24 protein-coding genes are annotated in these 26,735 nt (G+C 42.7%); 10 read left to right on the plus strand and 14 right to left on the minus strand.

Going from position 1 to position 26,735, the window contains the following annotated elements; genetic code table 11:
• Nucleotides 1-139: 139 nt before the first annotated feature.
• The 3 genes from J7I42_RS03860 to J7I42_RS03870 all read right to left on the minus strand — a co-directional run bounded on the left by J7I42_RS03860 (nt 140) and on the right by J7I42_RS03870 (nt 2,210).
• Entirely contained in the window at nt 140-994 is an 855-nt protein-coding gene (locus J7I42_RS03860) for an SDR family oxidoreductase (protein WP_209137453.1), read from the minus strand.
• 115 nt (nt 995-1,109) lie between these two features.
• A complete protein-coding gene (locus J7I42_RS03865) occupies nt 1,110-1,694 on the minus strand; it encodes a Crp/Fnr family transcriptional regulator (protein ID WP_209137454.1) in 585 nt (194 codons plus the stop codon).
• A gap of 84 nt (nt 1,695-1,778) precedes the next feature.
• A complete protein-coding gene (locus J7I42_RS03870) occupies nt 1,779-2,210 on the minus strand; it encodes a hypothetical protein (RefSeq protein ID WP_209137455.1) in 432 nt (143 codons plus the stop codon).
• A gap of 184 nt (nt 2,211-2,394) precedes the next feature.
• Between J7I42_RS03870 and J7I42_RS03875 the strand changes: the two genes are divergently transcribed.
• Both J7I42_RS03875 and J7I42_RS03880 read left to right on the plus strand, forming a co-directional pair.
• Complete coding sequence (locus tag J7I42_RS03875) at nt 2,395-3,087, plus strand: Crp/Fnr family transcriptional regulator (RefSeq protein WP_209137456.1); 693 nt, start codon at nt 2,395-2,397, stop codon at nt 3,085-3,087.
• Nucleotides 3,088-4,989, plus strand: coding sequence for a chloride channel protein (locus tag J7I42_RS03880; protein WP_209137457.1), 1,902 nt, complete (start codon nt 3,088-3,090; stop codon nt 4,987-4,989).
• A 90-nt stretch (nt 4,990-5,079) separates the two neighbouring features.
• Here the strand turns inward: J7I42_RS03880 and J7I42_RS03885 are convergent, their stop codons facing one another.
• The 3 genes from J7I42_RS03885 to J7I42_RS03895 all read right to left on the minus strand — a co-directional run bounded on the left by J7I42_RS03885 (nt 5,080) and on the right by J7I42_RS03895 (nt 8,483).
• Nucleotides 5,080-6,780 (minus strand): glycoside hydrolase family 28 protein, encoded by a 1,701-nt coding sequence (locus J7I42_RS03885; protein ID WP_209137458.1) that lies wholly within the window; start codon nt 6,778-6,780, stop codon nt 5,080-5,082.
• A gap of 109 nt (nt 6,781-6,889) precedes the next feature.
• Nucleotides 6,890-7,267, minus strand: coding sequence for a nuclear transport factor 2 family protein (locus tag J7I42_RS03890; RefSeq protein WP_209137459.1), 378 nt, complete (start codon nt 7,265-7,267; stop codon nt 6,890-6,892).
• Between the two features lie 334 nt (nt 7,268-7,601).
• Nucleotides 7,602-8,483, minus strand: coding sequence for a hypothetical protein (locus tag J7I42_RS03895; protein ID WP_209137460.1), 882 nt, complete (start codon nt 8,481-8,483; stop codon nt 7,602-7,604).
• 247 nt (nt 8,484-8,730) lie between these two features.
• Between J7I42_RS03895 and J7I42_RS03900 the strand changes: the two genes are divergently transcribed.
• Nucleotides 8,731-9,012 (plus strand): response regulator, encoded by a 282-nt coding sequence (locus J7I42_RS03900; protein ID WP_209137461.1) that lies wholly within the window; start codon nt 8,731-8,733, stop codon nt 9,010-9,012.
• 134 nt (nt 9,013-9,146) lie between these two features.
• On the opposite strand, the gene J7I42_RS03905 is transcribed toward J7I42_RS03900, so the two are convergent.
• Both J7I42_RS03905 and J7I42_RS03910 read right to left on the minus strand, forming a co-directional pair.
• Entirely contained in the window at nt 9,147-9,746 is a 600-nt protein-coding gene (locus J7I42_RS03905) for a hypothetical protein (protein ID WP_209137462.1), read from the minus strand.
• Nucleotides 9,747-9,768: 22 nt separating this feature from the next.
• Nucleotides 9,769-10,422 carry a VIT1/CCC1 transporter family protein gene (locus J7I42_RS03910; protein WP_209137463.1) on the minus strand — a complete coding sequence of 218 codons (654 nt, stop codon included), beginning with the start codon at nt 10,420-10,422 and terminating at the stop codon, nt 9,769-9,771.
• A 317-nt stretch (nt 10,423-10,739) separates the two neighbouring features.
• On the opposite strand from J7I42_RS03910, the gene J7I42_RS03915 reads away from it, so the two are divergent.
• Entirely contained in the window at nt 10,740-11,222 is a 483-nt protein-coding gene (locus tag J7I42_RS03915; protein WP_209137464.1) for a hypothetical protein, read from the plus strand.
• Nucleotides 11,223-11,284: 62 nt separating this feature from the next.
• Here the strand turns inward: J7I42_RS03915 and J7I42_RS03920 are convergent, their stop codons facing one another.
• The 4 genes from J7I42_RS03920 to J7I42_RS03935 all read right to left on the minus strand — a co-directional run bounded on the left by J7I42_RS03920 (nt 11,285) and on the right by J7I42_RS03935 (nt 13,926).
• Complete coding sequence (locus J7I42_RS03920) at nt 11,285-11,839, minus strand: hypothetical protein (RefSeq protein WP_209137465.1); 555 nt, start codon at nt 11,837-11,839, stop codon at nt 11,285-11,287.
• Nucleotides 11,840-12,020: 181 nt separating this feature from the next.
• Nucleotides 12,021-12,605, minus strand: coding sequence for a hypothetical protein (locus J7I42_RS03925; protein WP_209137466.1), 585 nt, complete (start codon nt 12,603-12,605; stop codon nt 12,021-12,023).
• A 100-nt stretch (nt 12,606-12,705) separates the two neighbouring features.
• The gene (locus tag J7I42_RS03930) at nt 12,706-13,308 is read right to left on the minus strand and encodes an outer membrane beta-barrel protein (protein ID WP_209137467.1); all 603 of its coding nucleotides are present in this window, start codon (nt 13,306-13,308) and stop codon (nt 12,706-12,708) included.
• 204 nt (nt 13,309-13,512) lie between these two features.
• Entirely contained in the window at nt 13,513-13,926 is a 414-nt protein-coding gene (locus J7I42_RS03935; protein ID WP_209137468.1) for an SRPBCC domain-containing protein, read from the minus strand.
• Between the two features lie 161 nt (nt 13,927-14,087).
• Between J7I42_RS03935 and J7I42_RS03940 the strand changes: the two genes are divergently transcribed.
• Both J7I42_RS03940 and J7I42_RS03945 read left to right on the plus strand, forming a co-directional pair.
• On the plus strand, nt 14,088-15,353 hold the full coding sequence (locus J7I42_RS03940) for an erythromycin esterase family protein (protein WP_209137469.1): 1,266 nt from the start codon (nt 14,088-14,090) through the stop codon (nt 15,351-15,353).
• Nucleotides 15,354-15,872: 519 nt separating this feature from the next.
• Nucleotides 15,873-16,577, plus strand: a complete 705-nt coding sequence (locus J7I42_RS03945) for a hypothetical protein (RefSeq protein WP_209137470.1) — start codon at nt 15,873-15,875, stop codon at nt 16,575-16,577.
• Here J7I42_RS03945 and J7I42_RS03950 read toward each other — a convergent pair.
• Together J7I42_RS03950 and J7I42_RS03955 are read right to left on the minus strand one after the other, a co-directional pair.
• Nucleotides 16,574-17,221 carry an FMN-dependent NADH-azoreductase gene (locus tag J7I42_RS03950; RefSeq protein WP_209137471.1) on the minus strand — a complete coding sequence of 216 codons (648 nt, stop codon included), beginning with the start codon at nt 17,219-17,221 and terminating at the stop codon, nt 16,574-16,576. The genes J7I42_RS03945 and J7I42_RS03950 overlap by 4 nt on opposite strands.
• A 74-nt stretch (nt 17,222-17,295) precedes the next feature.
• The gene (locus J7I42_RS03955) at nt 17,296-17,871 is read right to left on the minus strand and encodes a Crp/Fnr family transcriptional regulator (RefSeq protein ID WP_209137472.1); all 576 of its coding nucleotides are present in this window, start codon (nt 17,869-17,871) and stop codon (nt 17,296-17,298) included.
• A gap of 152 nt (nt 17,872-18,023) precedes the next feature.
• Here J7I42_RS03955 and J7I42_RS03960 point away from each other — a divergent pair, with 152 nt between their 5' ends.
• From J7I42_RS03960 to J7I42_RS03975, 4 genes are all read left to right on the plus strand, one after another.
• Entirely contained in the window at nt 18,024-18,617 is a 594-nt protein-coding gene (locus tag J7I42_RS03960) for a YceI family protein (protein WP_209137473.1), read from the plus strand.
• Between the two features lie 308 nt (nt 18,618-18,925).
• Nucleotides 18,926-23,896: a translocation/assembly module TamB domain-containing protein gene (locus tag J7I42_RS03965; RefSeq protein WP_209137474.1), complete on the plus strand. Its 4,971-nt coding sequence runs from the start codon at nt 18,926-18,928 to the stop codon at nt 23,894-23,896.
• Nucleotides 23,893-26,178, plus strand: coding sequence for a translocation and assembly module lipoprotein TamL (gene tamL / locus J7I42_RS03970; RefSeq protein ID WP_209137475.1), 2,286 nt, complete (start codon nt 23,893-23,895; stop codon nt 26,176-26,178). Before J7I42_RS03965 ends, tamL begins: the two co-directional genes overlap by 4 nt.
• Before the next feature lie 117 nt (nt 26,179-26,295).
• Nucleotides 26,296-26,733 (plus strand): hypothetical protein, encoded by a 438-nt coding sequence (locus J7I42_RS03975; protein WP_209137476.1) that lies wholly within the window; start codon nt 26,296-26,298, stop codon nt 26,731-26,733.
• The last annotated feature ends 2 nt before the right edge of the window (nt 26,734-26,735 follow it).

A 26,735-nucleotide genomic window follows, 5' to 3' on the forward strand; every position in this document is an offset into this window, starting at 1 on the left:
GAATCAAATTCCGCAGCGGTTATGCCGGTATTGGGCTGGAAACTGTAAAAGCATTATCAAGAGACAATGCTGAATATGGGTGCCAGCCTGGGAGGGGTACCCGCCCGCAAGTTTTTTAAACAATGCGGGCGGATATTACTCAACTATATTTAGCAACCCATCTCTTTTTGATCTCGGCCCTTGCCTCAATGAATTCTACATCGGTACCCTGGGCAATAGCATCGAGGGGATACCGTAATGGGCGCGTGCCATTTTTCATATTCACCAATGCGACAATTCCGTCAGCGATCGTTTGCGGGTCCATCTTAAACTCAGTCATTTTGCCAAATAAACCGGCGCCAAGGGCATTCAATTTATTAGCCGCTGCGTCCCCATATTCAGCAGCAATGGCCGGTTTGTTGGCATGAAGACCTGTCTTGCTGCCATTATTCATTTCTGTGGGGTAAACACCTGGTTGAACGCTCACATTTTCAATACCATAATCACTTAGTTCATCCTGTAAGCCTTCGGTAATGCTTTCCACTCCAAACTTGGATGCCATGTAAGGCACCATAAAGGGCAGGGTGTGGCCGCTGGCGCCAGAAGTAATGTTGATGATCAATCCCTTTTTATGTTTACGCATGGAAGGAAGAACAGCCTGATAAGTGCGCAACACGCCATAAAAGTTTACCTCAAACATATTTCTGATCTGATCAAGCGAATAAGCTTCCAGCAGTCCAAACCCCGTCACAGCAGCATTATTCACCAGCACGTCAATTTGACCATGCCTGGCTAGCACTTTGCCTATCGCATTATTAACCGACTCATCACTTGTTACGTCCATCTCAACCACCTCAACGTTGGGTAAAGCCGCCAGTTCTTTTGCAGCAGCAGCGTTTTTTCCATCAACACCACGCATGGTTGCAATAACAGTATGGCCTTCACCGGCCAGTGTTTGGGTCATCAGTTTACCAAAACCAGTACTTGTTCCTGTAATTAATATCGTCTTTGACATAGTTTGTGTTTGTAAGTTTTAAATCATTTACAACACAAAACTACCGCTGTCAGGAGGTTGTCACCATTGACAAATGCTACAAAGATCCTTGACAAATATCAAGGGAATTCGTCCCTTACTGTTTGTTTTTTGAAAGATTGCCTTTTATTCTGCTAAGCGTTTCTGGCGTAATACCCAGGTAAGAAGCTATCATATGACGTGGAACTCTGTTGGCAAGCAAGGGAAAGGTATTTATAAAATGCAGGTATTTTTCTTCTGCAGTAAGGCTAATGGTGGAATTAATTCTTTCCTGGGAAGCATTCAGGCTCCTGAACAAAATCTGATTTATCAGGTTGTTAAAAGCAGGCAACTGCTGGCATAACATTTCGAAATCTTCATTTCTTATCACCAATACAGAAGAATCTTCAATTGCGTCAATATTATATTTTGAAGGCGTTTTATTCATCAGACTGTCCCTGTCGCCAGTCCACCAATTTTCACAGGAGAATTGAAGAATATGTTCTATTCCTTTCGCATCAATGCTATACCTGCGCAAGCATCCTTTACAAACAAAAGCATGGTATCGCCACACATCGCCTTCCTGTAACAGGTACTGATTCTTTCTTAATTTTTTAATGATACAAACCCGTTCTATAACCGCCCAATCTGCATCAGAAAGGGGCATTTTATCAGCAAGGTATTTTTGAAACACTTCTACCATTCGCCTGATATATTGATTTCCAGAACCGAAGATACATAATGTTTCAAAAATACCGTCTACGCATATTACCGCTGGGGACTTATCTTACAACACATGTTCCTCAAAACGCTTGCTGTGAAACATCACCGGAATACCTATAGATGCGGCAATACTTAAAATAACTATCATGGCTATCAACAGGTGATGGAACTCAATATTCGCAGCCTGGTCATCAGTACGATGAATGCCATAGGTTTTCAGGATACAAAACACGGTGATGAGGATAAACACTCCTATGTAAAGTATTTCGCCACCACGCTTCATATATTTTATGAACCAGTAATAAATGATCCCAATTAACATAAACAGAATATTAACTCCGAAGATGAGCGACGATACATTGATCAAATTGAACAACTGGTAGCCGGTTTCATCCCTGAAAATAACATTGTAAATGATACAGATAAAAGTAGCTGAAATGCCTGCAAAAACTCCGGTTAACAAGGCTTTGGAGAAAGTGGTCAAATAAGAATTCATAACCTTATGGTTTAAAATGTAAAAAAGAAGGGTGGTTCCCAAAAAACAGGTCGTTCTGAAGGGAGAGATAAAATATTGCCGTCTTAATATTTTGAACCGTAAAATTATATATTTTTCCTACACAATATTGCCATCGCAATATTTTAACAGAAGAACCTATGCAAAAAATGATTAATTTTGCATCATGCCTTATAATTCATGCGACCTCACTAGTTGCTTTCTATGTAAGTATTGTATCTCAGAGTGGAAAGAGCTTATTGCAATCAAAAAGAAGACATTACAGTTAAAGAAAGGCACCCTGATCTTTAAAGAAGGCAACCCGGTGGAAGGCATTTTCTTTATTACCTCAGGCACCATAAAAGTGCACAAACAATGGGGGGAACAGCGGGAACTGATCGTTCGCTTTGCCAAAGCAGGAGATGTATTGGGGCATCGCGGTTTTGGCGCCACCCACGTATTTCCTGTTTCAGCTACCTGCCTCGAAGATTCAAAAGTTTGTTATATCCCCAATAGTTTTCTGGAAGCCACACTTAAAACCAATCCGGCATTTACCTACCGCTTATTACAAGTGTATGCCACCGAACTGCAAAATGCGGAGAAGCGCATGCGCGACCTGGCATTAATGGAAGTAAAAAGCAGAGTGGCGCAGGCTTTACTTGAAATAGCAACCCTGTTTGGGACCGACACCGAACAATACATAAGCATACCAATTAGCCGGCAGGATATTGCCTCCTACGCAGGCACCACCTATGAGACTGTTTTTAAATTATTTACCAATCTCGTGGCCGAAGACATCATTACTTCAACTGGTAAGCGGATAAAAATAAATAATTCGATTGCCTTGCAAAAATTGGTAAACGAACCTAACATCGAATAAATGGACCACTCAGCTAAACATTCACACAATCGTATCCCTATCTCTGTATCGCTCGACGAAACAATGAGCCTTAATGACATGAACCAGGCGCAGGCAGGTAATAAAAAAAGACTTGCCGTAATGTCGGGGTTCGCCGTAGCAGTAGCCGTTTGTATCAGCTTTATTGCAAAAGGACTGGTATACCTCATTAACATCTTCACCAATCTGGCCTTTCATCATCAATGGTCTGTTGAACCCGGCAATCCCGGCAGCCACCATTATGGTTTGTTTGTGATCATCATTCCTGCCATTGGTGGATTGATCGTAGGGTTAATGGCTTTGTATGGCTCAAAAGCTATCCGGGGGCACGGTATTCCCGAAGCCATGGAACAGATCCTGACTAACAATAGCAAAATAAGACCCAGTATTACTTATTTAAAGCCCCTTTCATCGGCCATTTCCATTGGTACCGGTGGACCTTTTGGTGCAGAAGGGCCGATCATTGCAACAGGTGGTGCATTGGGGTCCACTATTGGACAACTCTTCCGCATAAGTGCTTACGAAAGAAAGATCCTGCTTACGGCCGGGGCAACAGCCGGGATGTCGGCCATTTTTGGAAGTCCGGTAGCCGCTATTTTCCTGGCTATTGAACTGTTGTTGTTTGAATTTTCCCCCCGCTCTATTATCCCTGTGGCACTGGCTTGTATTACCGGAGCTGCCGGCCACCATTTGTTATTTGAATCAGGACCGGTATTTCCATCACCTGTTTTAGAAGCACCTTCGAATATGGCGCTGATCACCTACAGTATGATCGGCGTACTTATCGGACTGCTGGCTGCCGGCGTTACCAAATTAGTATACCTTATTGAAGACGCCTTTGAAAAGCTGCCTATCCATTGGGCATGGTGGCCCGCCATCGGCGGTTTGGCCGTAGGGATAGTAGGTTATTTTGCCCCCTATACACTGGGCGTTGGATATGAGAATATCACCCACGTTTTATCGGGCCAAATGACTTTACAACTGATCGTATCGCTGGCTGTGATGAAATTTATTTCATGGGCCATTGCGCTGGGCAGTGGAACTTCAGGCGGTACCCTGGCGCCCCTGTTAACCATTGGTGGCGCAACAGGTGCTGCATTGGGAATTGGCGCTATGGCCATCTTCCCACAAGCAGGCATCAGCGTTTCAATGGCCGCTTTAATTGGCATGTCAGCCATGTTTGCAGGCGCCTCCCGGGCATTACTTACCTCTATCATATTCGCCATTGAAACCACAGGTCAGGAAAACGCTTTATTGCCTCTGCTGGCGGGTTGTATTGCCGCCTATATTGTTTCTTACTTCTTAATGGAACATACCATCATGACGGAAAAGATCGCACGTCGTGGCGTTAAAACACCTGATATTTATCAACCCGATGTATTGGAAAAGATCATGGTTGAACAGGTATTATCCGATGCTACTGTCATCAATGGCAATACCACTATCAATGAAGTAAGAAGCTGGCTGGCACAGCAAAAAGATCAACAACGCAATTATTATATTGTGGTGAACAATGAAGGCATCTTCAAGGGCATCGTCAGCGCCTCCAATCTGTTCAGTATGCACCACGAAATTTCGCAACCCATTGAAACGCTCATTAAGAGAAAGGCTACGGTGATCTCACCCCGCAATACCTTAAAAACGGCAGTGCAGTTGATGGCCTCAGAAAATGTAGATGTGCTGCCTGTGGTTGACCGCACCAACAACAATGTGCTGGGTGTGTTGTCGTATTCTGATATCCTGTCGGGTTACCGTCAAATGGCAGAAGAAGGCCAGGGCACCATTACCATCTCTTTAAAAAGAAGAACATTAAAAATGTTGGTACATGGCAAGAAAGGTATGGCGGTGCTGAAGCCGACACCTAAAAAAGAAGCGGATGTATAAGAACTTTCACTCCTCATTAGCCACGAAAAAGCCCCGACGGCACCGTCGGGGCTCTTTTTTATAATTCCTTTAGTCAAATTTCGTTTCCCTCTATCCCATTTCTACTGAATGCTGCCCCGCTCCTTTTTCAAGTACAAGGGGCTTTAGCGCTTTGCGAAGATCTCCGCCATTTACAACAATACCGTCGCTTCCTTCGCCCTCTACCTGTAAAAATGCAGCGGCACTGCTTAATACACGGGCGGCGGCGATCAATACATCTTTTGAGTTAATGAGCCTGATCAGCTCAGAACCGGCGCTCCCTCGGGCGCTTAAGCCTGTTATAGACGCATCCTGCACATTATCAAATATTACGGCTGGGCGGGCATCGGGGTTTTCATATTCAAAACGTACATTATGCAGCGTTAAATTTTTTACATTACGGGCATACATCCCATAGGCGGGCGCGCCAAAAGGCGTTGTTCCCCATACACTAAAATATTCAGCTGCCACTTGAGGCACCTCCCTCTTTAACGCCTGTTCTTTTGTGCCTCCGCCTGCATAGGTAACATGCACATCAGTAAAACTGATGTTTTCAAGAAAGGCCTTTCCCACGCCGTTCAAGGTTATGCAGGAGCTGATCTCTCCATCGAACACTTTTACATCAAACGGGATATCCGGGTGATTAACCGGTTTTTCCACTACGGTTGCCCGAATGCCATTAAATGAGATATTACGCACATAGGAAAGTGGTTCACTGCTTTCACTGTCCGTGTTGCTCTTACCGGTAAAACCAATGCCGATGGGCCCGGTCACGTTCCGCATAATAATATTCGAGAAGCTAAGATTTTCTACCCGGGCCTTCCCCGAACTGATCTTTATGGGGCAGCCATATGTTTCATAGATCAAACAATTGCTTACTACAATATTTTGCGCTTCGCCGCTGCCAAATCGAAAGATCGACCACCGTGTACTAAAGCTGCAATTGGTGACAGTAACAAACTGGTTGCTGCCAAAAAGGGCACAGGCATCGTCCTGGCATTGTATATCGCAGTTTGTGATGTGCACATACTGGCTGTCGTTAAAGTGAAATCCATCGTTGTTCTTATTTACCCGGTTATATATTCTAATTCCTTGTAGCTGCACCTGTTTACAATGCAATATGCGGAAGCAATGGTACGCACTGCGTGTTAAAAAAACATCCCGAACCAGGAAATTGGTACACTGATAGAATATGATCAAATGCGGCCGGTCGAAATTACCACCTGCTCCATGCTGGCCCGGCCCAGTATTATCACCTTTACCATTGTAGAATGCCTGGCCGTTTCCGTCGATTGTGCCTCGTCCTTCAATAGTAATATTTTCTGCGTTTACCGCATAAACGTAAACAATATTCCCATTCCCTGGCGGTACTCCTTTGCCTGCCGCATAGTCTTCGCGGCGGGTGCTGCCCAGTAACCTGCCCTGGGATAACAGGTGCAAGGTTACATTCGACTTTAACTCTATTGTTCCGCAAATAAAATCACCCGCTGGTATCAATACAGTTCCGCCCAGCTCATTATAACAGGCATCAATTGCTGCCTGTATGGCTTTGGTGTTAAGGGTCTTCCCATCGCCTTTAGCCCCAAAATCACGCACATTAAAGATTCGGGCGCCTTGCAGGTTGTTATCCGACTGGCTTGTAGAAGCAGGTGCTGCCTGTACAGCCAGGCTGGGTAAAGCTGCACCGGCAACGGCAATTGCCGGAAGCGCCAGGTTTCCCAGCCATTGGCGGCGCGAAAAAATATTGGGCTGCAGCGAATCGTTACGTTTCATTGTAGTTTGGCTTATATAGCCAAATGTACAATGCAGGAACAGGTAGCAGGAACTGTAGAATGGCTTTTGACTAACCTATATTGGCTGTGTTTTGCGCAAAACGGTTTTCTTAATAAAAAAATTGCTCCGACACTATCTGACCATCCTTCACTTCATATAACATGATCTCATGAAGTTGGATCCTGCCATGTGGTTGTACCGTAATCTCCAATTCCCTGGTCACCGCAAAATGATTACCTGTTACAATCGGTTCGCTGGTGTAAGCCCGGTGCAATTCCGTAATGCGGCTTACAAACTCCTCTCCTTTCCTGCGAACATCGGTCTTACCTTCCGCATAACCCATATAGGGCGAATGAGCAGGATCGATACTTTTCACATCCTCCGCAAAAAATTCTTCCTGTATCTGGAACCACTTTTCCTGTTGAGCCAGTTCATTGAAACGGGCGGCTACTTCCTGTGTAGTCAGTATGGCTTGTTGCGTTGTCATTGTTTTAATATTTGGTATGTACAACAAAGGTATTGTCCATATATGGCTTCAACAGGGCCCGGATTGGACATTGTATAGGGTCGATTTGGACAATAAACGGACCAGAGAGTGGCTTCAGGGGAGTTTACCCGGACTTAACAGGGATTTTGTCCCTTCCAGGTCCCTGTTAGGTCCTTGTTAGGTCCCTGTTAGGTCCTTGTTAGGTCCCTGTGAGGTCCTTGTTATGTCCCTGTGAGGTCATCAAATGCTGGGGGCAATTGGGGTGTAAATGAATAAAGGGTGTCAAAAGTAACTTTGACACCCTCTTTTAGCTTGAAAACCTTTAACCTATGTCTTAATCGCACTTAAATCCAAAACTAATGCTCGTAATAATAGATTGGCCATTGGTAGTGGTGGCCGTCATAGTTGCTTTTTCCAACCTGGGACCTTTTGCTGAATACACATACTGGATAGACTTATACCAGTTTAAATTAGTGCCATAATAGCCATACACTTTTGACTGTACGCCGGTCACATTGTTCTTATTGGGTTTGTCGGTTTTAAAGGGTCTGTAATCGTTGATCTCATACAGGTAGCTAGCCTCCGGATACCACGGGGTATTATCGTATGTGAAATTGATCGTGTCTGCACTCAGCTTGGCGTACGGGGGTATAGAATATTCATAATGGATATTTTCCCGTTGTGTCAGGTTGCCATTCTGATAAGTCAATTTAGTTTCTTCCGAAAGCGTCTTTCCAAAAGCATAGGTCTTCAAACCAGTAAGATACCCATCACCATTGTATTCGTACAGGGTTTTATCCTGACGCCAAAAGTCATTTTCTGATTTAGTAGGTGGCTTATAAAGAAAATTTTCGTGGTCAGTAATACGGCCATTATTGTCAAGTGTATAAATGGCCCGGCTCGCTAAATTTGAATCGGCAACCTTGTTTATATAACTACGCAGGGTAACTTTACCAGGTTCATAAGAGTACAAAATGAATGAGTACATGGCTTCTTTGCGTATAACCCTTTTCAGACTGTCGTACGTTATAGTGAAATTATCATTGTAATAAGGCGCGTTCTTCAAAGTCTCATAATTCACCTCTGTAAGCAGGCATTTTGATGAATCGATTTTAGGGCCTGGGGGTGTGGGATCACCACCGGACGAATCTTTTTTGGAACAGGAGATAATAATGCATAATGCCACAGATACGGGCATAATCCTTTTGATTTTCATGGGAAGTGTTTAGATTAATTAGATCGCTAAAATACATAGTGAGTATGCGAATATGCAAGCTTCCGATTGAAATTATTTAGTACCTGCCACCCGGGAAGATTACAAGTATTCAACATATATGGCGCTCCATAAGGCTTTCCCGTAAAATAATACATCACATTAATGAACTGTATCATTGCTTACTCATAGATCTTTTTTTAATTTGAAGATCCCAAACTAACCGTTTACACTAACGACCACTGCTGCAATGAGAACCGATTTAAAACCCGAAGCGCCATTACTACTATTGGTTGATGACAACCACGACATGCGCCAGTTCCTGAACTTACAATTAAAAAAAATTTACCCGATAGAGTTTGCCAGAGATGGCGAAGAGGGCTGGCAAAAAGCCGTAAGCCTTATTCCCGATCTGATCATAAGCGATATTATAATGCAGGTAATGGATGGCATACAACTGCTGGACAAAGTGAAGAACGACATTAATACCAGTCATATCCCGGTTATTACTTTCAGCCAAACACTCCATTGAAAGCCAGATAGAAGGGCTTGAAATACTGGGCAGATCATTACATCACAAACCTTTCAATAACGAATTTCTGTTTGCCAGCATTGTTCAGTGGAAGGCTCCGATGTAATCATCGGGACCTTTTATTATTTGCATTGCTAAAAATCAACGCTAAAAGAGGCTATCCAGTAGTTATCAGAAGTAAAAGGATCAAAATAAAAAACGCCAGCCCTGAACCGGCCAAAATAATATTCCGCAAAAAAACCGCGCTGTATTTCAAATTTTGTTTCAAACAATTTTGTTCGTTGGGCAATAAGGCCAGTGCGTATTGGTTTAATGGGACGTACAGCCAGTTCTGAATACATATAAAAGAAATTACCTTCCTTCGATTCAAAATCAAATACGTATTCACTTTCCGCATAGAAATCCAACTTTCGATACATGATCTCCATTTCAACACCCGGTGCCAGTCCATTTGTATTACCAACCACCACAGCAGCCATGGGCACCAATACAAATTTCACCCCTTCACCAAACTTACATCTTCTACCCGCCCAAAACGAAGCAGTGTTCCTGTCTTCATAATTATACCGGCCTTCCAGGTGAAGGTTTTTATGACGAACATACAGGGTTGGGTTAAAAAAATCTTCTTCGCCGGGTAGAATGAACATTTCTGCCCAGGCAGAAAAATTCCATGTAGCACCTGAATCAACTTTATTTTCCTGTGCCAGCAATTTTAATGGAGCAATGCCTAACAAAAGCAATAAATATTTTATCATACTACCCTCCCAGTGCAATGGTTATAAAAACCAGCAGTACGCCTATGATTACCATAATGGTTCCCATCAGCCATTTATTAAATCCCACGTATCTGGCTACAGACCACCCGCATAAGAACATCATTATAATGGCAACCAGGTTTGAAACACGTAATGCAAGTATGGAATCATGTATTAATACAAATGGTACTGCAACGGTAAAAGTTGAAAAGAAAATCAGGAGAAAAACGGCTATTGATTTCAATAAGTCACGAGGGGTCAACTGAATATGCCCGCTTGAATTTGGCAGGTTAGTTAGTTTTATCCTGATTTGATCCAGTTCTTCCGCTGGAATAACTGAGGCTACAATAGGCGGTAAAGCATCAGCAAGGTACTTTCTTGCTTTGTCGGTCTCTAAATTTTTAACCGCATTAAAGATGTTCTTATTCCGACTTTTTTGGGCCAGCACACCAATAAGAAACATGATGGCATCAACAATGCCCCATGCAAGATTACAACCCACCGCGCCAATCAATAATTGCCTGATGTCCACTTGTCCGGCATTGGCAACACTGATTGAACAGGTAAATGTGAGCGTCATTATTAAGCCGAACAGGATCTCAGCAGCTCTTTCTGTCGGCGTTAATAACCTTTTTGATTTGTTAAGTGGTGCCATGTTGCAGCGTACTCATCCCGCTTCGCCAAAGCTAAGACAATGAACAACCCTGCGTTCAGGTGTTAAACCGTTAAATGAAAAACCCGCATAAAATTTGATCTTATGCCGTTGCTAAAAGGTTGCCACAATTAATAAAGCGGCCTGGCAAGTTTTATAAAATAGATAGACCTGTATATTATTTATTCGTAATTCATGATTTATTAATATGGAGAACTTTCACCTATAATAACCGTTACAGAGCCTTGATTGATATGGCTACCAGCCTTTGAGATTCCAGCTAATTGTTGTATCCTGTTCCTTCAATTAAAAAACACAGCATGGGATTCAATGTATCAGGGATTGTTATAAACAAAAATTTTGAAAATAATTTTGAAGAGTTACAAGAGCAGCTTGGATTAGAACTTAATTATGAAAAAGACATCATCTTTGAAGAAGCCTCTTCCAATTTTAAAGATGAGACTATTTGTGATATCTATTATAGCGAAAAGGGCACCTTACTTTTTATTGGTGCGGAACAATGTCTGGAAAGGGTGGGCATTGATGAAGGTAATACCCTGATCTTTGTGCTGCATGAAATTTCCATGGCCTTTAGTCTTCATTATTACGAAAACGGAGATTGTAAGCGTGCTTTTTTTGATTTTAATGGAGAGCGGAAATTAGAAGAGGGAGAAAAACTGCCTGCTGAGGAAAACCAAACAGATGGTTCAGCCGTGATCTGGAACCAATTGGGCGTTGTTTTAGGAAAAAGTTTCTGGAGCATTGAACCTGGCGAAAAAGCTATGCGGTATAAAATAGTTTAAGGCCTTATAATGAAAAACTGCCTGTCCGGTTTAGCACCAGCCAGGCAGTTTTTTATTTTATATTAGTCGAACTTCTTTACCTGTTCCCGAATAAAGCTGTCTTCAAAGGCCGATCGGGCTGAAAAATCAATCCTTTTTTCGCGCCAACGACCCATGATCTTTACCAATATATCATAGTGATTAAAAGTGCCCAGGTAAAAGATCAGATCGTACCCTACACCTCGATAAGCGAATGAGATATTATTTCTATCACCGTATTCTGTGGTTAACAATTTTCGTCCTACTGGTCCCGCATTTTGATGTTTAAATGTGTCAAATGCATGAATATATACTTTAAGCTTTTCCACTTCCTGGATCGGTATGTGCAATGTCCCCCAGATCAATTCATCGGGCGTAAGCACCAGCTTTCGATCATCGACAGACCGGATTGAAAAGATCGACTTTGGCCGCAGTACGCCATATACGGCAAAAAATATTAATAATGCAATTCCCAATAGATTAAATAGCGGATGTAAGGAGGAAGAGAAGTAAAAAAACAATACGGTTGCCACAACCATAAGCGCTAACATCCAGGGTGCAGAGCGCCTGTATTTATATACTGTTGTTGTAAGTTTCAATTGGCGAAAGATTTGTTGACCTAAAGTACCACCTTTTGTTTATTTGCACAATATGGCTTACAGGTGGTGCCCTGATATGTAAAATGGCCTCACGCAGGATGAAGCCATTTTGATATCGCGGGTAAAAGACTACGATTACCGTTTTGTAATTTCACCGGGGTTCAGGACATGCCGGGGCGGATTAATCTTCTTCATCATATCCCTCTTCTTCCGCATAAAACAGGCTCTGGTCAAATTCCATTACCATTATCTGTTCCATAGGTATAAAAGATTCCTCCCCCTCCTCATCAATAAGATTTATGAACTGTCGTAAGCGCTGTTTACCCTCCAGCTCAAGATCAAAAGAGGCCAAACAACCATCCACTAATGAAGGATAAAGCAATGGATTTCTCTGGCTATGGTCTTCGGGCGCATTCCCTTTGTGAAGAACAATTGCCGAGGGCAAAGCCCCCTCTGCGGTCCCTTTATCTATTATGCCAAAATTATCAGTATAACTTCCCTGGTGTTCTACCCCTGCAGCCGGGTCAATACAAAAGATCACTCTTGCAATTGATTTTTCGTTGATAACCACCTGACGACTATACGTGGTCTCAAACCACAAAAATGAAATCCGGTCTTCCTCATACGATCCATCAGCATTCAATCTAAGACTATCAATCAGGTATTGCTTATTCTCAACGTCAATAGGATATTTCAACACTTTGCCATTCAATAATTCTATTCTTAAGGTATGCACTACGTTTTCGTTAAATTCTACTTCTTGCATTTTAGGTTTGGATTTATTCGGCAATAATAATGTTTTGCGGGCAAAAAAAATCCCCGACGATAACGTCGGGGACTTATATTGAAAAGATTATACTTGCTTATTATTTCTTTCCACCACCGATAACAAATCCAAGTTTGATACCCATGTAACCGTTCTTGGAAGAGTAAGTAGTTTTAACGCCTGAACCATTAACTGATTCGATCTTGGTAGAAGGAATGATATTATATTCCAAACCTACACGGAAGTGACTGAGCTCAACACCCGCTCTAACCATTTCGCCAAATTTAGAACCGCCGCCAACAGAAGCAGTGCTACCGTTACTGGTAACATCAGCAGAAGCCAGGGAAAATATACCTAAACCAGCACCTGCAAACGGACGAACAGTGGTTTGAGTGAAATAATAATCGCCGGTCAGTAAATAAGATCCTGCAGCTTTTACAGAAGCCTCTGCTGCATTTCCATTTGCATCAACTATTCCGCGGGCCATAACTGCAGCTTCCATGCGAAGACCAACAGACAGGTTGGGAATTACTTCATATTTAGGCTCAACTACAAATAAAACGCCGCCTTTAGCGCCTTCGCCACCAGGGATTGCATAACCCAAACTAACGTCTACTTTAAAAGGTTTAAAGGGGGATTCGGTTTGTGCTTTAGCACCGATAATGGCTGATAACAATAGGATACTGAGAGTAAACTTTTTCATCATTTAATTGTTTGCACACAAAATAGAAGGCAATTTTTTCTAATGCAAGCAAAACAGATGTTAAAATAAAGATCGGGGGTTAATACACGTGACAACTAGTAATATTACTTGCGTATTTTACTTATCTAAATTATATACAATTATAATTCTCTGATAAATTGCTATTAACACAATAAATTTATTGTGTGTTAGAGTTAGTTTTTTTTATTGCTCTACATAATTTTTGAAAGAGTTGAGTATAGCCTGGCAAAAATTCCGCTGCTCTTCTATGGAAGGTTCCTCACCAGGTTCAAACGTTTCTGTAATTATAACAGGGTAACCCTGACTGAAAGTAATAGTGGCCGTACGACCGCTATCAAGCGTATAAGCGATCAACTCATGTTCTGTTACTATATCATACTGACCGGTAAAATCGAAATGGAGGCTTCCATCTTTCGTCCCCATGCGATATAAAAATTTCCCACCAGCCCGGCAATCATTTTCAACCACTGGGGTATGCCAGTCATTATTTATGTTATTCCATTTCTGAATGTCCTTAGGCGTATTCCAGTTCTTCCAGATATTTTCCATCGGTGCATATATCTCGACAGTAACAGTTATCATCGGTCTTTTATTCATACCCCTTTTAATTGAGTTTATTAATTAGATAGCAAACGTATATACTTTAGCGTCGTCGCAAGCGGTTCGAATGCGACAATTTGAGGGGTTGGTTGCGACACTCCAATTGCAATTGTTAATTTAGTGTCTGCCAGAAAGGATTTATTACAAATTGATCAAATATGAAAAAACCAAGAATTATCACTGTTATTACGGTATTGTTAAGTTTATTGCAAACTGCCTATTCCCAGGATATTATAAAACAATATGTACAGGAACATGCGCAGCCAATTGCCAGTATACACCCCGATTCAACTGATTATTCCGACCTGGAGGTTATAGGTAAAGCCATCGGCGATGCACGGGTAGTGATGCTGGGCGAGCAGGACCATGGCGATGCCCCCACCTTTCAGGCAAAGAGCAGGCTCATAAAATACCTGCATGAACAAAAAGGGTTCGATGTACTCGCCTGGGAGAGCGATTTCTTTGGCTTGAATTACGGCTGGGACAAGCTGCGAAAAGAAAACGGTAATCTGGATTCGTTTTTAACGAAAAACATTAATTCCCTTTGGTCATACTGTGATGCCTGTGTTCCTTTAATATACCAATATATTCCCAGTACGATGAAAACAGCTCATCCCCTGGAAATGTCTGGCTTTGATAACATGGCGTGGCAGGCCCCGCTTTGGACTGCCATAGACAGTATGTTAAAAACGTTACAGGCGCCCATCACAGCGCAAAAGGAATATGCAACAGACATCTATCCACTCATTTCCAATTCGCTCAAATATTTAACCGATAGCGTGAAGTTCGGAAAATGTATAAATTATTTCAAAGAAATAAAGCAGCAGTTGATCAACGCCGGCAGTAATGAATTCTGGACCCTGCAAATTGACAATCAACTGACTTTAATCAATGACCTCAGGTTACTAAAGGACCACTACTGGGAAGCCATGAATTTACGAGATAGCATGATGGCTGTTAACCTGAACTGGCTCACGGAGGTAAAATATGCCGGAAAAAAAATAATTGTCTGGGCCCACAATTATCATGTCTCCAAATATTCGGGGCACTATCCAGATACCTTTATCAATCCAGGCAAAACCATGGGCACCTGGTATACCAGCAATGATGCCATCTGCAACCGCACTTATATCATTGGTTTCACCTCCTATTCGGGCACAGCAGGCCGACTTTCTGAAAAGCATTACAAGTTAGATAAGCCCAAACCCAATAGCGTAGAGAACTGGATCAATAAAGACTATCAATTTGCTTTTCTCAACTTCAGTGATTACAATAGGATCACCAATCAGAAACCGGAAACTTTTTATATGTCGGGAGCAACTAAAGGAAGCGCCTATCATAAAAGCCAACTGGCCGAATGGTCAAACATTTATGATGGCGTATTTTATATAAAGGATATGTACCCCTGTAAAGAAAAAAAATAGCGCTGGTTATCTTGCGCCTTTAGACAGTAAGTTCAGCACTAATTATCAATAAGAAGTTTAATAATAATAAGAAGTATCATAACGAAAGCCCCAACGTTGGGGCTTTTTTTTAAAAACCCAAACCAACTATCTGTATTGGAATCTGCAAAAACTGAATTGAGTTTTAGGTGAAAGGTTGGGTCAATCTCTCAGGTTCTTCAGAATGATAGGTAAGAACCCATGAGGCGCCAGGGGTTTACTGGTTGCGTTTAAAAGCAGGAGCAGGACAGTCGGACCAATTACTGATGATAACACGATAACAATATGCCCTGGCAAACCCGCCGTTTTTTTTGTCTTTATAGATATTGATCGCTATAAGGGCGCCGATCCTTTGAGGGAAATAATTAATATATTAACTTTACGACCATGATCCGTCCCTTTTCTATCATGGTCGTAACGGCTGTGGGTATGTTACTATCATCCTGCTCCGCCTCAAAATGTTCACAACCTTTAACCAAAACGGTTAAGGAAACACTGACTATGATGAAAAAGGAAATCCGTTACACTATTAAGCAGACCACTGAAAAAGTGAAGTGTAATGAAGTGGATTTTCAGGTTGCTAATGAGATCATCGACAGCCTGACAGCAACCATAAAACACATGGACACGCTGATGGCTACTTCCGCTCGACTTGAAAAGAAAGGCACCCGCGAAGAGGTCATTATTTTCGCCGAACATGTCAGCGTGGTCGTTATAAGTGCAATGAGAATCCTTAAATCTTTGTGCGACCTGTACGATATCTCAACCTACTCTCAGTTTGAAACCGCCACCTTCTTCTCTGCAGACAGTTCTAATATTCCTCCGGAAAAAATAGCCGAAGCCAGAAAAGCAATTGAACCGGTTGCACAGCGCATTGTCAGGTTCCTGGGCGATCACCCACGTCAACGGTTTGTGGCAGTGATCACCTGTTCAAGCACGCTTGTTGATCAGGAGTTGAATTTTAAGTTGTGTCAAGGGAGGGCCCGGTCTGTCACTAACCTGTTGGTTGAACTTATCAGATCAAATGAGGAGTTCATTCCAAAACCTAATTGGATTCACTATAACATTAAATGCGGGGCCATAAGCGAAGAGTTCCCTTACTGTGGCCGCAAAAAACACCATACACCTGAAGATAACCACCGAAGCATGGTATCACTCAACTGGAACCTGCTGCCTACTTCGTTACATGCGGGCACTTTTAATTAATAAAGACAAATTTCATCAACCAGGGTGGTTATACGGGCAAAGGCCTCGTTCTTTGAACTTTCGTGTCTTTTATCTTTAAACTCCTGATATTCGATCCCGATATGATATAGGTCATTTTCATTTATAACGCCAAGATAATGCGCACAGCTCTTTATATGTGGGACCAGGTGATCAAATGCTTCTCTTTCGCCGCCCTTTTGAAAATCAAATTCACCAGAAGACGTAAACAATACCAATTTCTTTCCGTGTAAAACTGGCTCAATGGGAAAATCCCCACGTGAAAGATCGAATGAGAAAGTTTTATTTATCCGTGCAATTTGATCAAACCACGCCTTCAAGACTGCAGGCATTCCATAATTATACATTGGAGTACCGATAATAATAAGATCGGCCGCTTCAATTTGTCTGATATATTCGTCTGATCTATTCAAAGCCATCTGTTGTTGTTCAGTTAACTCAGCTTTGGAAAAGGCGCCTGCAATCCAGTCGGGAGTAATAAATGGCGGTGGGCATTTAACAAGGTCCAATTCCATGATCTCTACTCTTTCGAAACGCGTTTTAAGAATATGCAGAAAACTGGCTGACAACTTCCGGGTGAGAGAGCATTCCATACTGGCACTGGATTGCACGTTTAGTATTTTCATTACTGCATTTGTTTAATTGCCAGTAAAAGTCTTCAAATAAGACATTAAATAAATTGAACTGGTTCAAGAAATAATCACAGATCTTTTTGGGCTCTGATCTTACTCAGCATTTCGGCAGAAATGCCCAGATAGGAAGCAATAAGATACTGGGGGATTTGGGCGTTTAGTGCAGGATATTTCATCAAAAAAGCTTTGTATCGGCTTTTTGCATCCTGCGCATTTCTAAAATACATTCGCATTAGCAAGGCAGTTGCATAATTCTGAAGTATTATCCTAAAGTACCGTTCAAGTTTGGGTAACTTTTCAAGTAGTTCATTAAATGAGGAACGGCTTATAAGTGCCACCGTTGTAGGAGAGATGGCGGTAATATTCATTTTACTGCCAGTTTGATTATGAAAACTTTCCAGATCAGAAGCCCACCAATCTGAAATAGCGAGGAAAATAATTTCTTCTTTACCGGAAACCGGATCTATAATGTAGCCTTTAAGGCTTCCTTCCAGAACAAAAGCATCATATCTGCATATTGACCCCTCTTCCAATAAATGTTCGCCTCGTTCCAGATGTTTAACAATCCAATATGAACTTATTAGATCCCTTTCTTTCTCTAAGAGTGAAATATACCGACTAATATTTTTAAATAATAGCTCCATGAAGGTGAAAGTTAAGTCAGAATTGATTTCAAAAAACAATAATCACCCCTAACGCTGACATTTATCAACTGTCTACCAACCAACATCATGCTCCTGCCAGATGCGGTAAAATATTTTTGTAGTGGAAATCATCATCATCAAAATTTACTCTAATGAAGACCTTAGCACGTACAACGATCTTGTTTCTCGCTTTGTTTTTAACATTCACCTTATCAATCGCCCACGCGCAAACCAAGCATGAATCCGCTGGCAGTGTAAAGCTGGTTATTAAAGGAACATCCAATGTTCATGACTGGGATATGAAATCCGATCAGGGGTCTTGTTCCAGCGTGTTCGATATTACCAAAGCTGGTACGCTGAACGGGGTATCCTATATTAATTTTACGGTGCCTGCCGAAAGCCTGAAAAGCTTCAGCACGTATATGGATAAACATGCTTACGAAGCACTCAATACCGACAAATACAACAATATCAGTTTTACTGCTTCTTCTATAAATGTAAAGCCGAATGGTGGAACCGGATATTTGCTAACTGCTAAGGGAAAGCTTACCATTTCGAGCGTTACAAAAGATGTGGTGATCACAGCCACCGGGAATATGCATGCTGATAAAAGCATCAGATATACCGGCGCCTATAAATTAAAAATGACCGACTATAACGTGCAACCACCTGGAATTATGGAGGGTGCTGTTAAATCCGATGATTTTATAACCGTAAAATTCGACCTGCTTTTAAGATCCATTTAAAAAACTGAGCTCACCCTGTGAGCCCCAAACCCGCATAGAAGATTGATCCTATGCGGGTTTTTATATTTATTTCTATTGGCATTTTAAAGAAAACGCGCCGATTTGGCCTGGCAATTCCGGATGGCGCATTTTACCTTTATATAACGGTAAAATACTTATGAATGCATAGCAGAAGGGCTAACTTGTTTTATTAAAAATACGGCCATAGCAAAAGAACGTATCAAGTGGTACGGGATGTAAAACTGGCTGTTAAAAAGAAAGAATAATCGTGTGTATGCCCGGAAAAAACAGCCGCAAGCGGATACTTTATGACGTCGTATAGGAACATTGTTCTGAAATGGACCAGAAGAGTAGCTCTTCTTCTTGCATTACTTGTTATTTTATTGGCCGGCCTGCTCATCTTTCTACACACTTCCACCGGAAAAGAGCTGTTAAGGGGAAAGGTGGAAGACTTCCTTCAGAAAAAATGGAAAACCGAAGTTGCGATTGGCAATATTGACTATGTATTACCGAACTGGATCAGACTGGAGAAGGTGCTCATTTTGGACCGGCAAAACGACACCCTGCTTTATGCCGGTGATCTATATGTTCGCATAAAACCGCTGAAACTTCTTTCGAATACTGTTGACGTAACGACGATTGATCTGAAAAACACCAGTTTCCATCTTCGCCGGGGGCCTAATGATGCTGCACTGAACCTTCAATTCATTTTTGATTCATTTGCCACCACACCTAAAAAGAAAAGCCGAGCCTCAGACAGCAAACCCATTCTCCTTTCTGTTAAACAGCTTTCACTTCATCATGTGCAATTCAGTCTGAGCGATAAAAAGACACAGATCTTTCTTTTCGTCAATATTAATGAGCTTTCATGTTTGCCGAACTCTTTGTATCCTGAAAAAGCAACTTACGATATAAAAACCCTTGGAATCAGCAACTGTCAGGTAATTCTGATCGACTCATCGAGAAGAATAAATGTACCTGAAAAACCCAACCCACAGAAAAGCAATGCTGCTGTGCGGGTATCGCTGGATCAATTGGATCTGCACCATGTTTATGCATCTTACCAAAAGCCTCTTGATAACATTAACTATACCCTTCAGGTAGATAGCCTTTTACTACTGCACCCATTTCTCGACCTTCTCCATCAAATGGTAAGCGCCCAATCTGTTCACATCAGCAACACAGATGTTCGTTTGCTGGAAGCAAAAATGGCCGCCAGTCGCATCCAAAAAGAGAAGCCTGCCTTGTCGCAGCCCTCAAGCAATAAAGGATGGAAAATCCGTGTAGATACCATTGGCATCGTCAATAATTCGTTCAGCTATCACAATTCATCTTTGCCTAAACGAAAGGGCATTGACGGCAATCACCTGGAGGTGCAAGACTTAAACCTGCAACTAAGTAAAAGCCGCTACGATGCTGACGGCCTTTCTACTTCATTAAATGAATGTAGCTTTTTGTTCAACAAACAGCTACATGTAAAACAGCTGCAGGTGGCTTTTCGCTTTACCGATAGCCTGCTTCAGTTAAACGATGCGGCATTTACCATCAACCGTTCCGAGTTGCGATCCCGAGGTACCATTTCATTGCCTTTGGCGCCGGGCACTTATCCCGTTGCCGCATCACAATTTCTCCTCGAAACCTTGTCCGTTAACTACGGCGATGTTTTATTAGCGGCTCCGGCCTTAACAAAGCAATTGCCCTTCTCATTCCTGCCTTCCGATCAATTTTCGTTCACCGGCAGGTTCTCAATAACCGGCCAGCAGATCGCCACTAATGATATGCGCTTATCCATGTCCCGCAATTTGTTTTCACTAAACGGACGTCTTGCTTTACAGCGCAATAGACTGGACCAGGTCCTTCGGGCTGATTTCCATCAGCTTCAGATGAAACGGGGATTGCTTTCAAAAGAGTTCTTACAGCAGTTACAAAAATCCGGGTTAACCCTGCCAGAAGTCATTACACTAACCGGCAGTTTGGAAAGCAGTAATAAAAAACTGATCGCAGATCTGAATGTTAACAGCGTATTCGGACAAATTACTATCAGGGGAACGGCTGAAAACATTTCCCGACCTCAACAGCTGGCGTATGAAGTTCAATTGCAACCGAAGGGGTTTGACATAGGAAAATGGATTGGCCGTGATTCGATGGTTGGAAAGATCACCGGCGTGATAACGATACAAGGTATTGGCATTGATCCCAAAACCATGATCGCCACGACGGCGATAAAGCTGTCATCGGCAGAAATCAATCGCTACACTTTTTCCGACATTGACCTGAAAGCAGGACTAAACCGATCGAAGTTCAGCTTCCTATTACAAACCCGGGACCCGAACCTGCAAACAACGGTCGGCCTGCAGGGGCATCTTAATCCTGATTATCTTGCCGATGGCACCATTCATGTTGCCCATGCAGATCTGAAACAGTTACGACTAACAAATGACAGTCTGCTTTACAGCGGAGATCTCCGTTTGCATGCAGTCTACAAACAACCATCCTCGATCGTTGCGGAGATTGAGACCGACAGCAATAACATTACTATTAACAGCAGGAATTTTCAAACGAGCGCTTTTTCTTTTTTGTGCAGGGCCGATGCTGACAGTACCAATATATTGGCGAAAGCGCCTTTTTTAAATGCGCAAGTAGAGAGCAACTATCCCATTAACCAATTGAGCACGGAGATCAGCGCTCTCCGGAAAACAGTTTACCCGCAGGACTCCGCTTCCCAAAAAACAACTGTAAGTGCTAATCCTCATCACACCTCCCTGAGAATAACACTGATGGAAGATTCATTGCTTGACGCGTTGGCGCCCGATCTCAGACTGCTACAACCTATAACCATAGCTGGCAAAATAGACGCTGGGCAGGATTCTCTTTTATCGTTGCAGGTCCTTGCGCCCGGCTTCCGGTATAAACGATTTGAATGTCATGACCTGCACATCGACACAAAAATTGCCGACTCTACACTGCTATTCTCATTGTCTGGCCGGGAGATCCTCACCGGCAAAAACCGGTTGACGAATGCTCAAGTAACGGGTTTTGCTGCTCAAAATTCTGCACTTGTAAAAGCAGGCGTCGACGACAGCACAGGGAGGAAATTTTTTACCGCCGGTGTGCAGATAAAAAAAGAAAACTCAGCAACCGTCTTAAATATTCTTGATACGCTTATCCTCAATTATAATAAATGGACAGTGTCTGCCGACAATTCTATTCGTATTCTGAAAGAAGGATACAACTTCAACAACCTGTTGCTGAAGAACAGGGAGCAATCCATTTTCATCAGTAGTCAGGACCAACAAGGATTGTCGCCGTTGGCCATCAGGATCGAAAACTTCGACATGGGCAAGCTGTACAACCTGCTTTCGCCACTTGATAGTTCGGGTGTAAAGGGACTGTTGAATGCAGACATCGTGATGCAGCAACCCATTACAAAAATTCCGATTGTCACCGGTACGATTGACGCCAGGGGTATTGCCTATGACAATATTCCAATTGGCGATTTTACATTGAAATCAAAAACGATTGGTGACAGCATTCTTATGCAGGGAGCGTTGTCAGGTGCTAACCAACTCGACATTCATGGTGGAATTGGCCTGAGAGAAAAAGCGTTTGCCGTTCAGGCAGAATTACAACGACTTGATATGAACATGATATATGAATTTACCAAAGACTTTCTTAGTCAATTGTCGGGTAAGGTAACCGCCGACGTTCACATTGCAGGCACGACCAATACCCCCACGATAAATGGCAAGATCAATCTGGATTCAATACAATTTGCCATCAAGGCATTGAACACAACCTACGGGATCAACAAACAAATCCTGATTTTAGAAAACTCGGACCTTCAGTTTGGGCAGTTTTCATTGACGGATTCCGCCGGGCACCCATTTACCATCTCAGGAAAAATAGCTGATCTAATAAGTGCTGAGCAAAAGCTTGACATCAACCTGGTCACCAACAATTTTGTAGCCCTGAATGCGCCGCGCCGCCCAGGGAATCTGTTGTATGGAATGGGGATCATTGATGTAAACGTTAGCTTGAAAGGATCCAGCCGGTCACCCATTATTGAAGGCAGTGCGTACCTGCAGGGTAAAAGTAACTTTCATGTTATACTGGCCTCGCAATCCACAGCAAGCCGAAACAAAAAGGAGGGGATCATTTTCGTGGACATCGATACCCTGAACCGGCTGACCGGCGTGGTTACACAAGTGCCGACTGATACAATCGCTAATGTAAAATCAATCACAGGTAACCTGAACCTGAAAGTGGATAAGGAGGCTGCCATTACGATCATCATTGATCCTTCGCACAAGGATGAATTGTTGTTGAAAGGCGAAGCGCAGTTGAATGCAGCCATTGGCAAGGGTAGTGGTCTTACAGGTGTTTATCGCCTGCAATCGGGTTATTACCAAATGAACAACCTGTTGCTGCGCGGGAAGTTCCTGGTGACAAAAGGAAGCACCGTTACATTCAATGGCGATCCCGCATCGGCCGAAGCTGACATTACAACTGAGTATGAAATTGATGCCAGTCCGAAAGGCCTGCTGAATTACAAAGACGACAATACCTCTTACCCACCAAGAGTAACCTTTGCAGTTGTTTTTTTTATCAAGGGTTCGCTTTCCAAACCGGAACTTTCTTTTGACATACAACTGAAACCTGGAAAGGCGGTGCTGCAAAGCACGGTCAAGTCGGACATTGAGCATGCGCTCAACCGGTTGCGAAGCGACGTAGCCGAAATGAACAAACAAGTGTTTTCGCTTTTGCTGACCAAACAGTTTGTTGCTACTGGCGAACAGACAAACCTGGAAAGCAGTAACCTCAATGCCAGCAATGCACTGAAAGAAGGGGTCAGCAGTTTTTTGTCGGCCGCCATGAACCAGATGGCCGATCAATTGATCAAAGGAGTGGATGTCGATGTCAATGTAAATACGTACAAAACAGCTGACGACCCGGTTTCTAAAACAGACCTTGGAGTTTCCATGTCGAAAGACCTGTTCGAAAACCGCCTGGTGATCCGGATTGAAGAAAACATTCCGGTAGGTAACAACACTGCTTCAGCTGCCAAAAGCGGCTCGCAATATGTGCCCGATATTACCACTACGTACAAGCTTTCGAAAGATGGCCGGCTGCAGCTCAGGGCCTATCAGGAAAATGAATATGATGCAGTATTGCAGGGCTATTTTACGCAGTATGGCATCAACTTCACCATTGAACTGGCCTACGACAAATTTAAAGAACTGATAAAGCGAAATAAAAAATCCGCCAATGAAAAAGAATGAATTCAGCCATCAAAATACCTGCTTTGTTCTTACTGCTGATCACAGGCTTATCCTGTAGCGTAAAACGCTATATACCCAAAGGCGAACATTTGTATTATGGTGCCGATATTAACATCAGTAAAGCGCCGAATGTAAAGACAAAGACGATTGAGATCAGAAATAGCCTCGCGAAATATGCGACTCCAAAACGAAACAAGTTCGTGTTGAGGCAACCGTTTAAACTGTGGTTATGGTACAAGATTGGACAACCGAAGAAAGAAAAGGGTTTCAAGAACTGGCTTCGGAATACAATTGGCGAACCACCTGTCTTCTTCAGCGAGCTGACACCGGAGATCAATGTCCAGTCGATGCAGACACAATTGGAGAACGATGGCTACTTCAACAGCCAGGTGATGTTTGATACCTCCATAAAAAAGAACAAATGGAAGATTGTGTATGATGCAACCGTAAAACGCCCTTATCTGGTGGGAAAAGTTTCCTGGATCCCCGACAGCAGTGATGTGGCTAAAGACCTGGCAGCCCTGCCACAGGTAGCCACTCTTTTAAAAGAAGGCAACCAGTACAGCACAAAAAACATAAAAGCAGAAAAAGATCGCCTTACCCAGCTAATGAAAGACAAAGGTTATTATTATTTTACTCCAGATCAGTTATTGAGTTATATCGATACAAACCTTAAGAGCTATACAGCAAATATTTACATGGCCGTCAAAGAGCCCATCCCGACTGCCGCCAAAACCCCATATATCATTAACCGGGTCATTGTACGTACCCCCTTCAGTTCCTTTGATCCACTGCCCGACAGTGCTATTCAAAGCCTTCCTCAACAGGAAGGCATCTATATAGCTGACCCCGCCAAAAAATTCGACCCTGCACTTTTTCCTCAAACCATCACCTTTCGAACAGGACAGGTGTATTCGCAGGCTGAGCAAAAAAGATCACAGGTGAGGCTCAACAGTGTTGGCACGTTCCAATACGTAAGGCCACAGTTTACACAAACAGCCGGCAGTGTTGATTCATTGGATGTAACCTATTACCTCTCGCCATACCGCAAAAAGAAATTCCAAACAGATATCGGTGGTTTTACCCGGAGCAATTCCTACAGCGGTGGCGAGTTGAACATACAGTGGGCAGACAAAAACTTTTTAAAGAAAGCACACAACTTAACGATCAAGGCTACGGGTTCGTTTGAAATAACGCCAAACGACTCACTGCAGTATAACAACAACTGGCGCATAGGGCTTGAAACCACTTACAGTATTCCAAAATTGCTGATACCTTTTTGGACAGGCCATGATCTGCCCCTCATTCCCAGGACCTATTTTCCAGTTAGTTTTGATTGGATCAGGCATCAGGACCTTTACACAGAAAAATACCTGCATGGCCGTTTTGAACTGGTATGGAATGACACACTTACAAGACAGTACAGGCTTACGCCTCTTAGCCTGACCATCACGAACACGGCGAACTTTACACATAATACTTTAAGTGGCCCGCCACTTGATTCAGCCTATAAATACGTCCTTCCTACCATCGTTATACCTTCATTTGGTTTTCAGTTCATCATCAGCAATGGGGGTACAAAGAAGCATTCGACCTATCTACATGCAGGAGTTGAATTTGCCGGTACAACGCTGGGTTTGATCAAAGGCAATCATGGTTATTTTTCTACCAAAGTTGCCAATGCCTATTTTATGCAATTCGTAAAAGCTGGTGTTGATTGTCGCTATTTTCTGAAACTCAACCCACAAGTTACCTGGGCCAACCGCATTATTATTGGTACCAGTTATCCCTATGGTAATTCTCCATTTCTGCCCTTTTCACGACAATACCTGATAGGTGGTGCTAACAGCCTGCGTGGTTTTCTTCCCCGTCACTTAGGGCCTGGAAGTGCGCAGGCGACAGATATTCAGCAAAGCGCCTTTCCCCAAATCGGGGGCGACTACAAACTGGAAACAAGTACTGAGATCCGCTTCCCGCTGGCTGGCCGGTTAAAAAGTGCCTTTTTTGTTGATGCCGGCAACATCTGGATGAAGGATAGTGTACTTTATGAGAAGGCAGGTCAACTGACAAAAGATTTTTACAAACAGATTGCGATGGATGCAGGTTTGGGATTGCGAATTGATGTAAGTATTTTGATCATTCGCTTAGACCTGGCTATGCCTTTCTATAAACCCTGGTTGGAAGAAGGAGAGCGATGGACGTTCAAGGATATTCAATTGGGTAACCGGGATTGGCGAAAACAAAACCTGATCTGGAATTTTGCATTGGGCTATCCGTTTTAGCAGGTGCATGTAAATAGGCAGCTATTTTCCTGCCCTTAAACAGTTGGGTTAAATTCCAGTTTACCGTTAAATCTCACCAGCCATATACCATTTGCTATTTTTGAAAAAAATAGCGCCATGAGACCTACACTATCAATGACTTTAAGATTGTGCCTGCTGTCACTAGTTACCTTTTTTTATCTTACGTCATATAGCCAAAAAAAAACAGTTCGATTTGTTACTTCAACCGTTGTGCCGGAAGCGGAAGGCAGCGTGAAAGTTAGAAAGGACAAGAACAAAAACTATGAAATTGATATACACGTAGACCACCTGGCAGATCCCAAAAAACTTACCCCTTCTAAAAAGACCTATGTAGTCTGGATAGAAACAAAAGAAAGCGGCCCTAAAAACATTGGCCAGTTGCATACCGGAAGTAGTATGTTATCCAAAGCAAAGAAAGCCGACATATCATCAGTAAGCACCTATAAGCCCTCAAGGGTCTTTATCACAGCAGAAGATAATCCCGCAATTGAGTCCCCGGGTACACAGGTGGTATTGACGACGGATACATTTTAGGC

It is taken from the genome of Niastella soli, from assembly GCF_017742245.1.
In the GTDB taxonomy this organism is placed as follows: Bacteria; Bacteroidota; Bacteroidia; order Chitinophagales; family Chitinophagaceae; genus Niastella; species Niastella soli.

What these genes read in the sequence shown, in the direction of transcription:
- J7I42_RS03860 (WP_209137453.1), bottom strand. Translation starts at nt 994, where the DNA reads ATGTCAAAGACGATATTAATTACAGGAACAAGTACTGGTTTTGGTAAA.
- J7I42_RS03915 (WP_209137464.1), top strand. Translation starts at nt 10,740, where the DNA reads ATGGGATTCAATGTATCAGGGATTGTTATAAACAAAAATTTTGAAAAT.
- J7I42_RS03950 (WP_209137471.1), bottom strand. Translation starts at nt 17,221, where the DNA reads ATGAAAATACTAAACGTGCAATCCAGTGCCAGTATGGAATGCTCTCTC.
- J7I42_RS03900 (WP_209137461.1), top strand. Translation starts at nt 8,731, where the DNA reads ATGAGAACCGATTTAAAACCCGAAGCGCCATTACTACTATTGGTTGAT.
- J7I42_RS03960 (WP_209137473.1), top strand. Translation starts at nt 18,024, where the DNA reads ATGAAGACCTTAGCACGTACAACGATCTTGTTTCTCGCTTTGTTTTTA.
- J7I42_RS03965 (WP_209137474.1), top strand. Translation starts at nt 18,926, where the DNA reads ATGACGTCGTATAGGAACATTGTTCTGAAATGGACCAGAAGAGTAGCT.
- J7I42_RS03925 (WP_209137466.1), bottom strand. Translation starts at nt 12,605, where the DNA reads ATGCAAGAAGTAGAATTTAACGAAAACGTAGTGCATACCTTAAGAATA.
- J7I42_RS03890 (WP_209137459.1), bottom strand. Translation starts at nt 7,267, where the DNA reads ATGACAACGCAACAAGCCATACTGACTACACAGGAAGTAGCCGCCCGT.
- J7I42_RS03930 (WP_209137467.1), bottom strand. Translation starts at nt 13,308, where the DNA reads ATGAAAAAGTTTACTCTCAGTATCCTATTGTTATCAGCCATTATCGGT.
- J7I42_RS03910 (WP_209137463.1), bottom strand. Translation starts at nt 10,422, where the DNA reads ATGGCACCACTTAACAAATCAAAAAGGTTATTAACGCCGACAGAAAGA.
- J7I42_RS03865 (WP_209137454.1), bottom strand. Translation starts at nt 1,694, where the DNA reads ATGGTAGAAGTGTTTCAAAAATACCTTGCTGATAAAATGCCCCTTTCT.
- J7I42_RS03870 (WP_209137455.1), bottom strand. Translation starts at nt 2,210, where the DNA reads ATGAATTCTTATTTGACCACTTTCTCCAAAGCCTTGTTAACCGGAGTT.
- J7I42_RS03935 (WP_209137468.1), bottom strand. Translation starts at nt 13,926, where the DNA reads ATGAATAAAAGACCGATGATAACTGTTACTGTCGAGATATATGCACCG.
- J7I42_RS03880 (WP_209137457.1), top strand. Translation starts at nt 3,088, where the DNA reads ATGGACCACTCAGCTAAACATTCACACAATCGTATCCCTATCTCTGTA.
- J7I42_RS03975 (WP_209137476.1), top strand. Translation starts at nt 26,296, where the DNA reads ATGAGACCTACACTATCAATGACTTTAAGATTGTGCCTGCTGTCACTA.
- J7I42_RS03940 (WP_209137469.1), top strand. Translation starts at nt 14,088, where the DNA reads ATGAAAAAACCAAGAATTATCACTGTTATTACGGTATTGTTAAGTTTA.
- J7I42_RS03895 (WP_209137460.1), bottom strand. Translation starts at nt 8,483, where the DNA reads ATGAAAATCAAAAGGATTATGCCCGTATCTGTGGCATTATGCATTATT.
- J7I42_RS03885 (WP_209137458.1), bottom strand. Translation starts at nt 6,780, where the DNA reads ATGAAACGTAACGATTCGCTGCAGCCCAATATTTTTTCGCGCCGCCAA.
- J7I42_RS03955 (WP_209137472.1), bottom strand. Translation starts at nt 17,871, where the DNA reads ATGGAGCTATTATTTAAAAATATTAGTCGGTATATTTCACTCTTAGAG.
- J7I42_RS03875 (WP_209137456.1), top strand. Translation starts at nt 2,395, where the DNA reads ATGCCTTATAATTCATGCGACCTCACTAGTTGCTTTCTATGTAAGTAT.
- tamL (WP_209137475.1), top strand. Translation starts at nt 23,893, where the DNA reads ATGAATTCAGCCATCAAAATACCTGCTTTGTTCTTACTGCTGATCACA.
- J7I42_RS03945 (WP_209137470.1), top strand. Translation starts at nt 15,873, where the DNA reads ATGATGAAAAAGGAAATCCGTTACACTATTAAGCAGACCACTGAAAAA.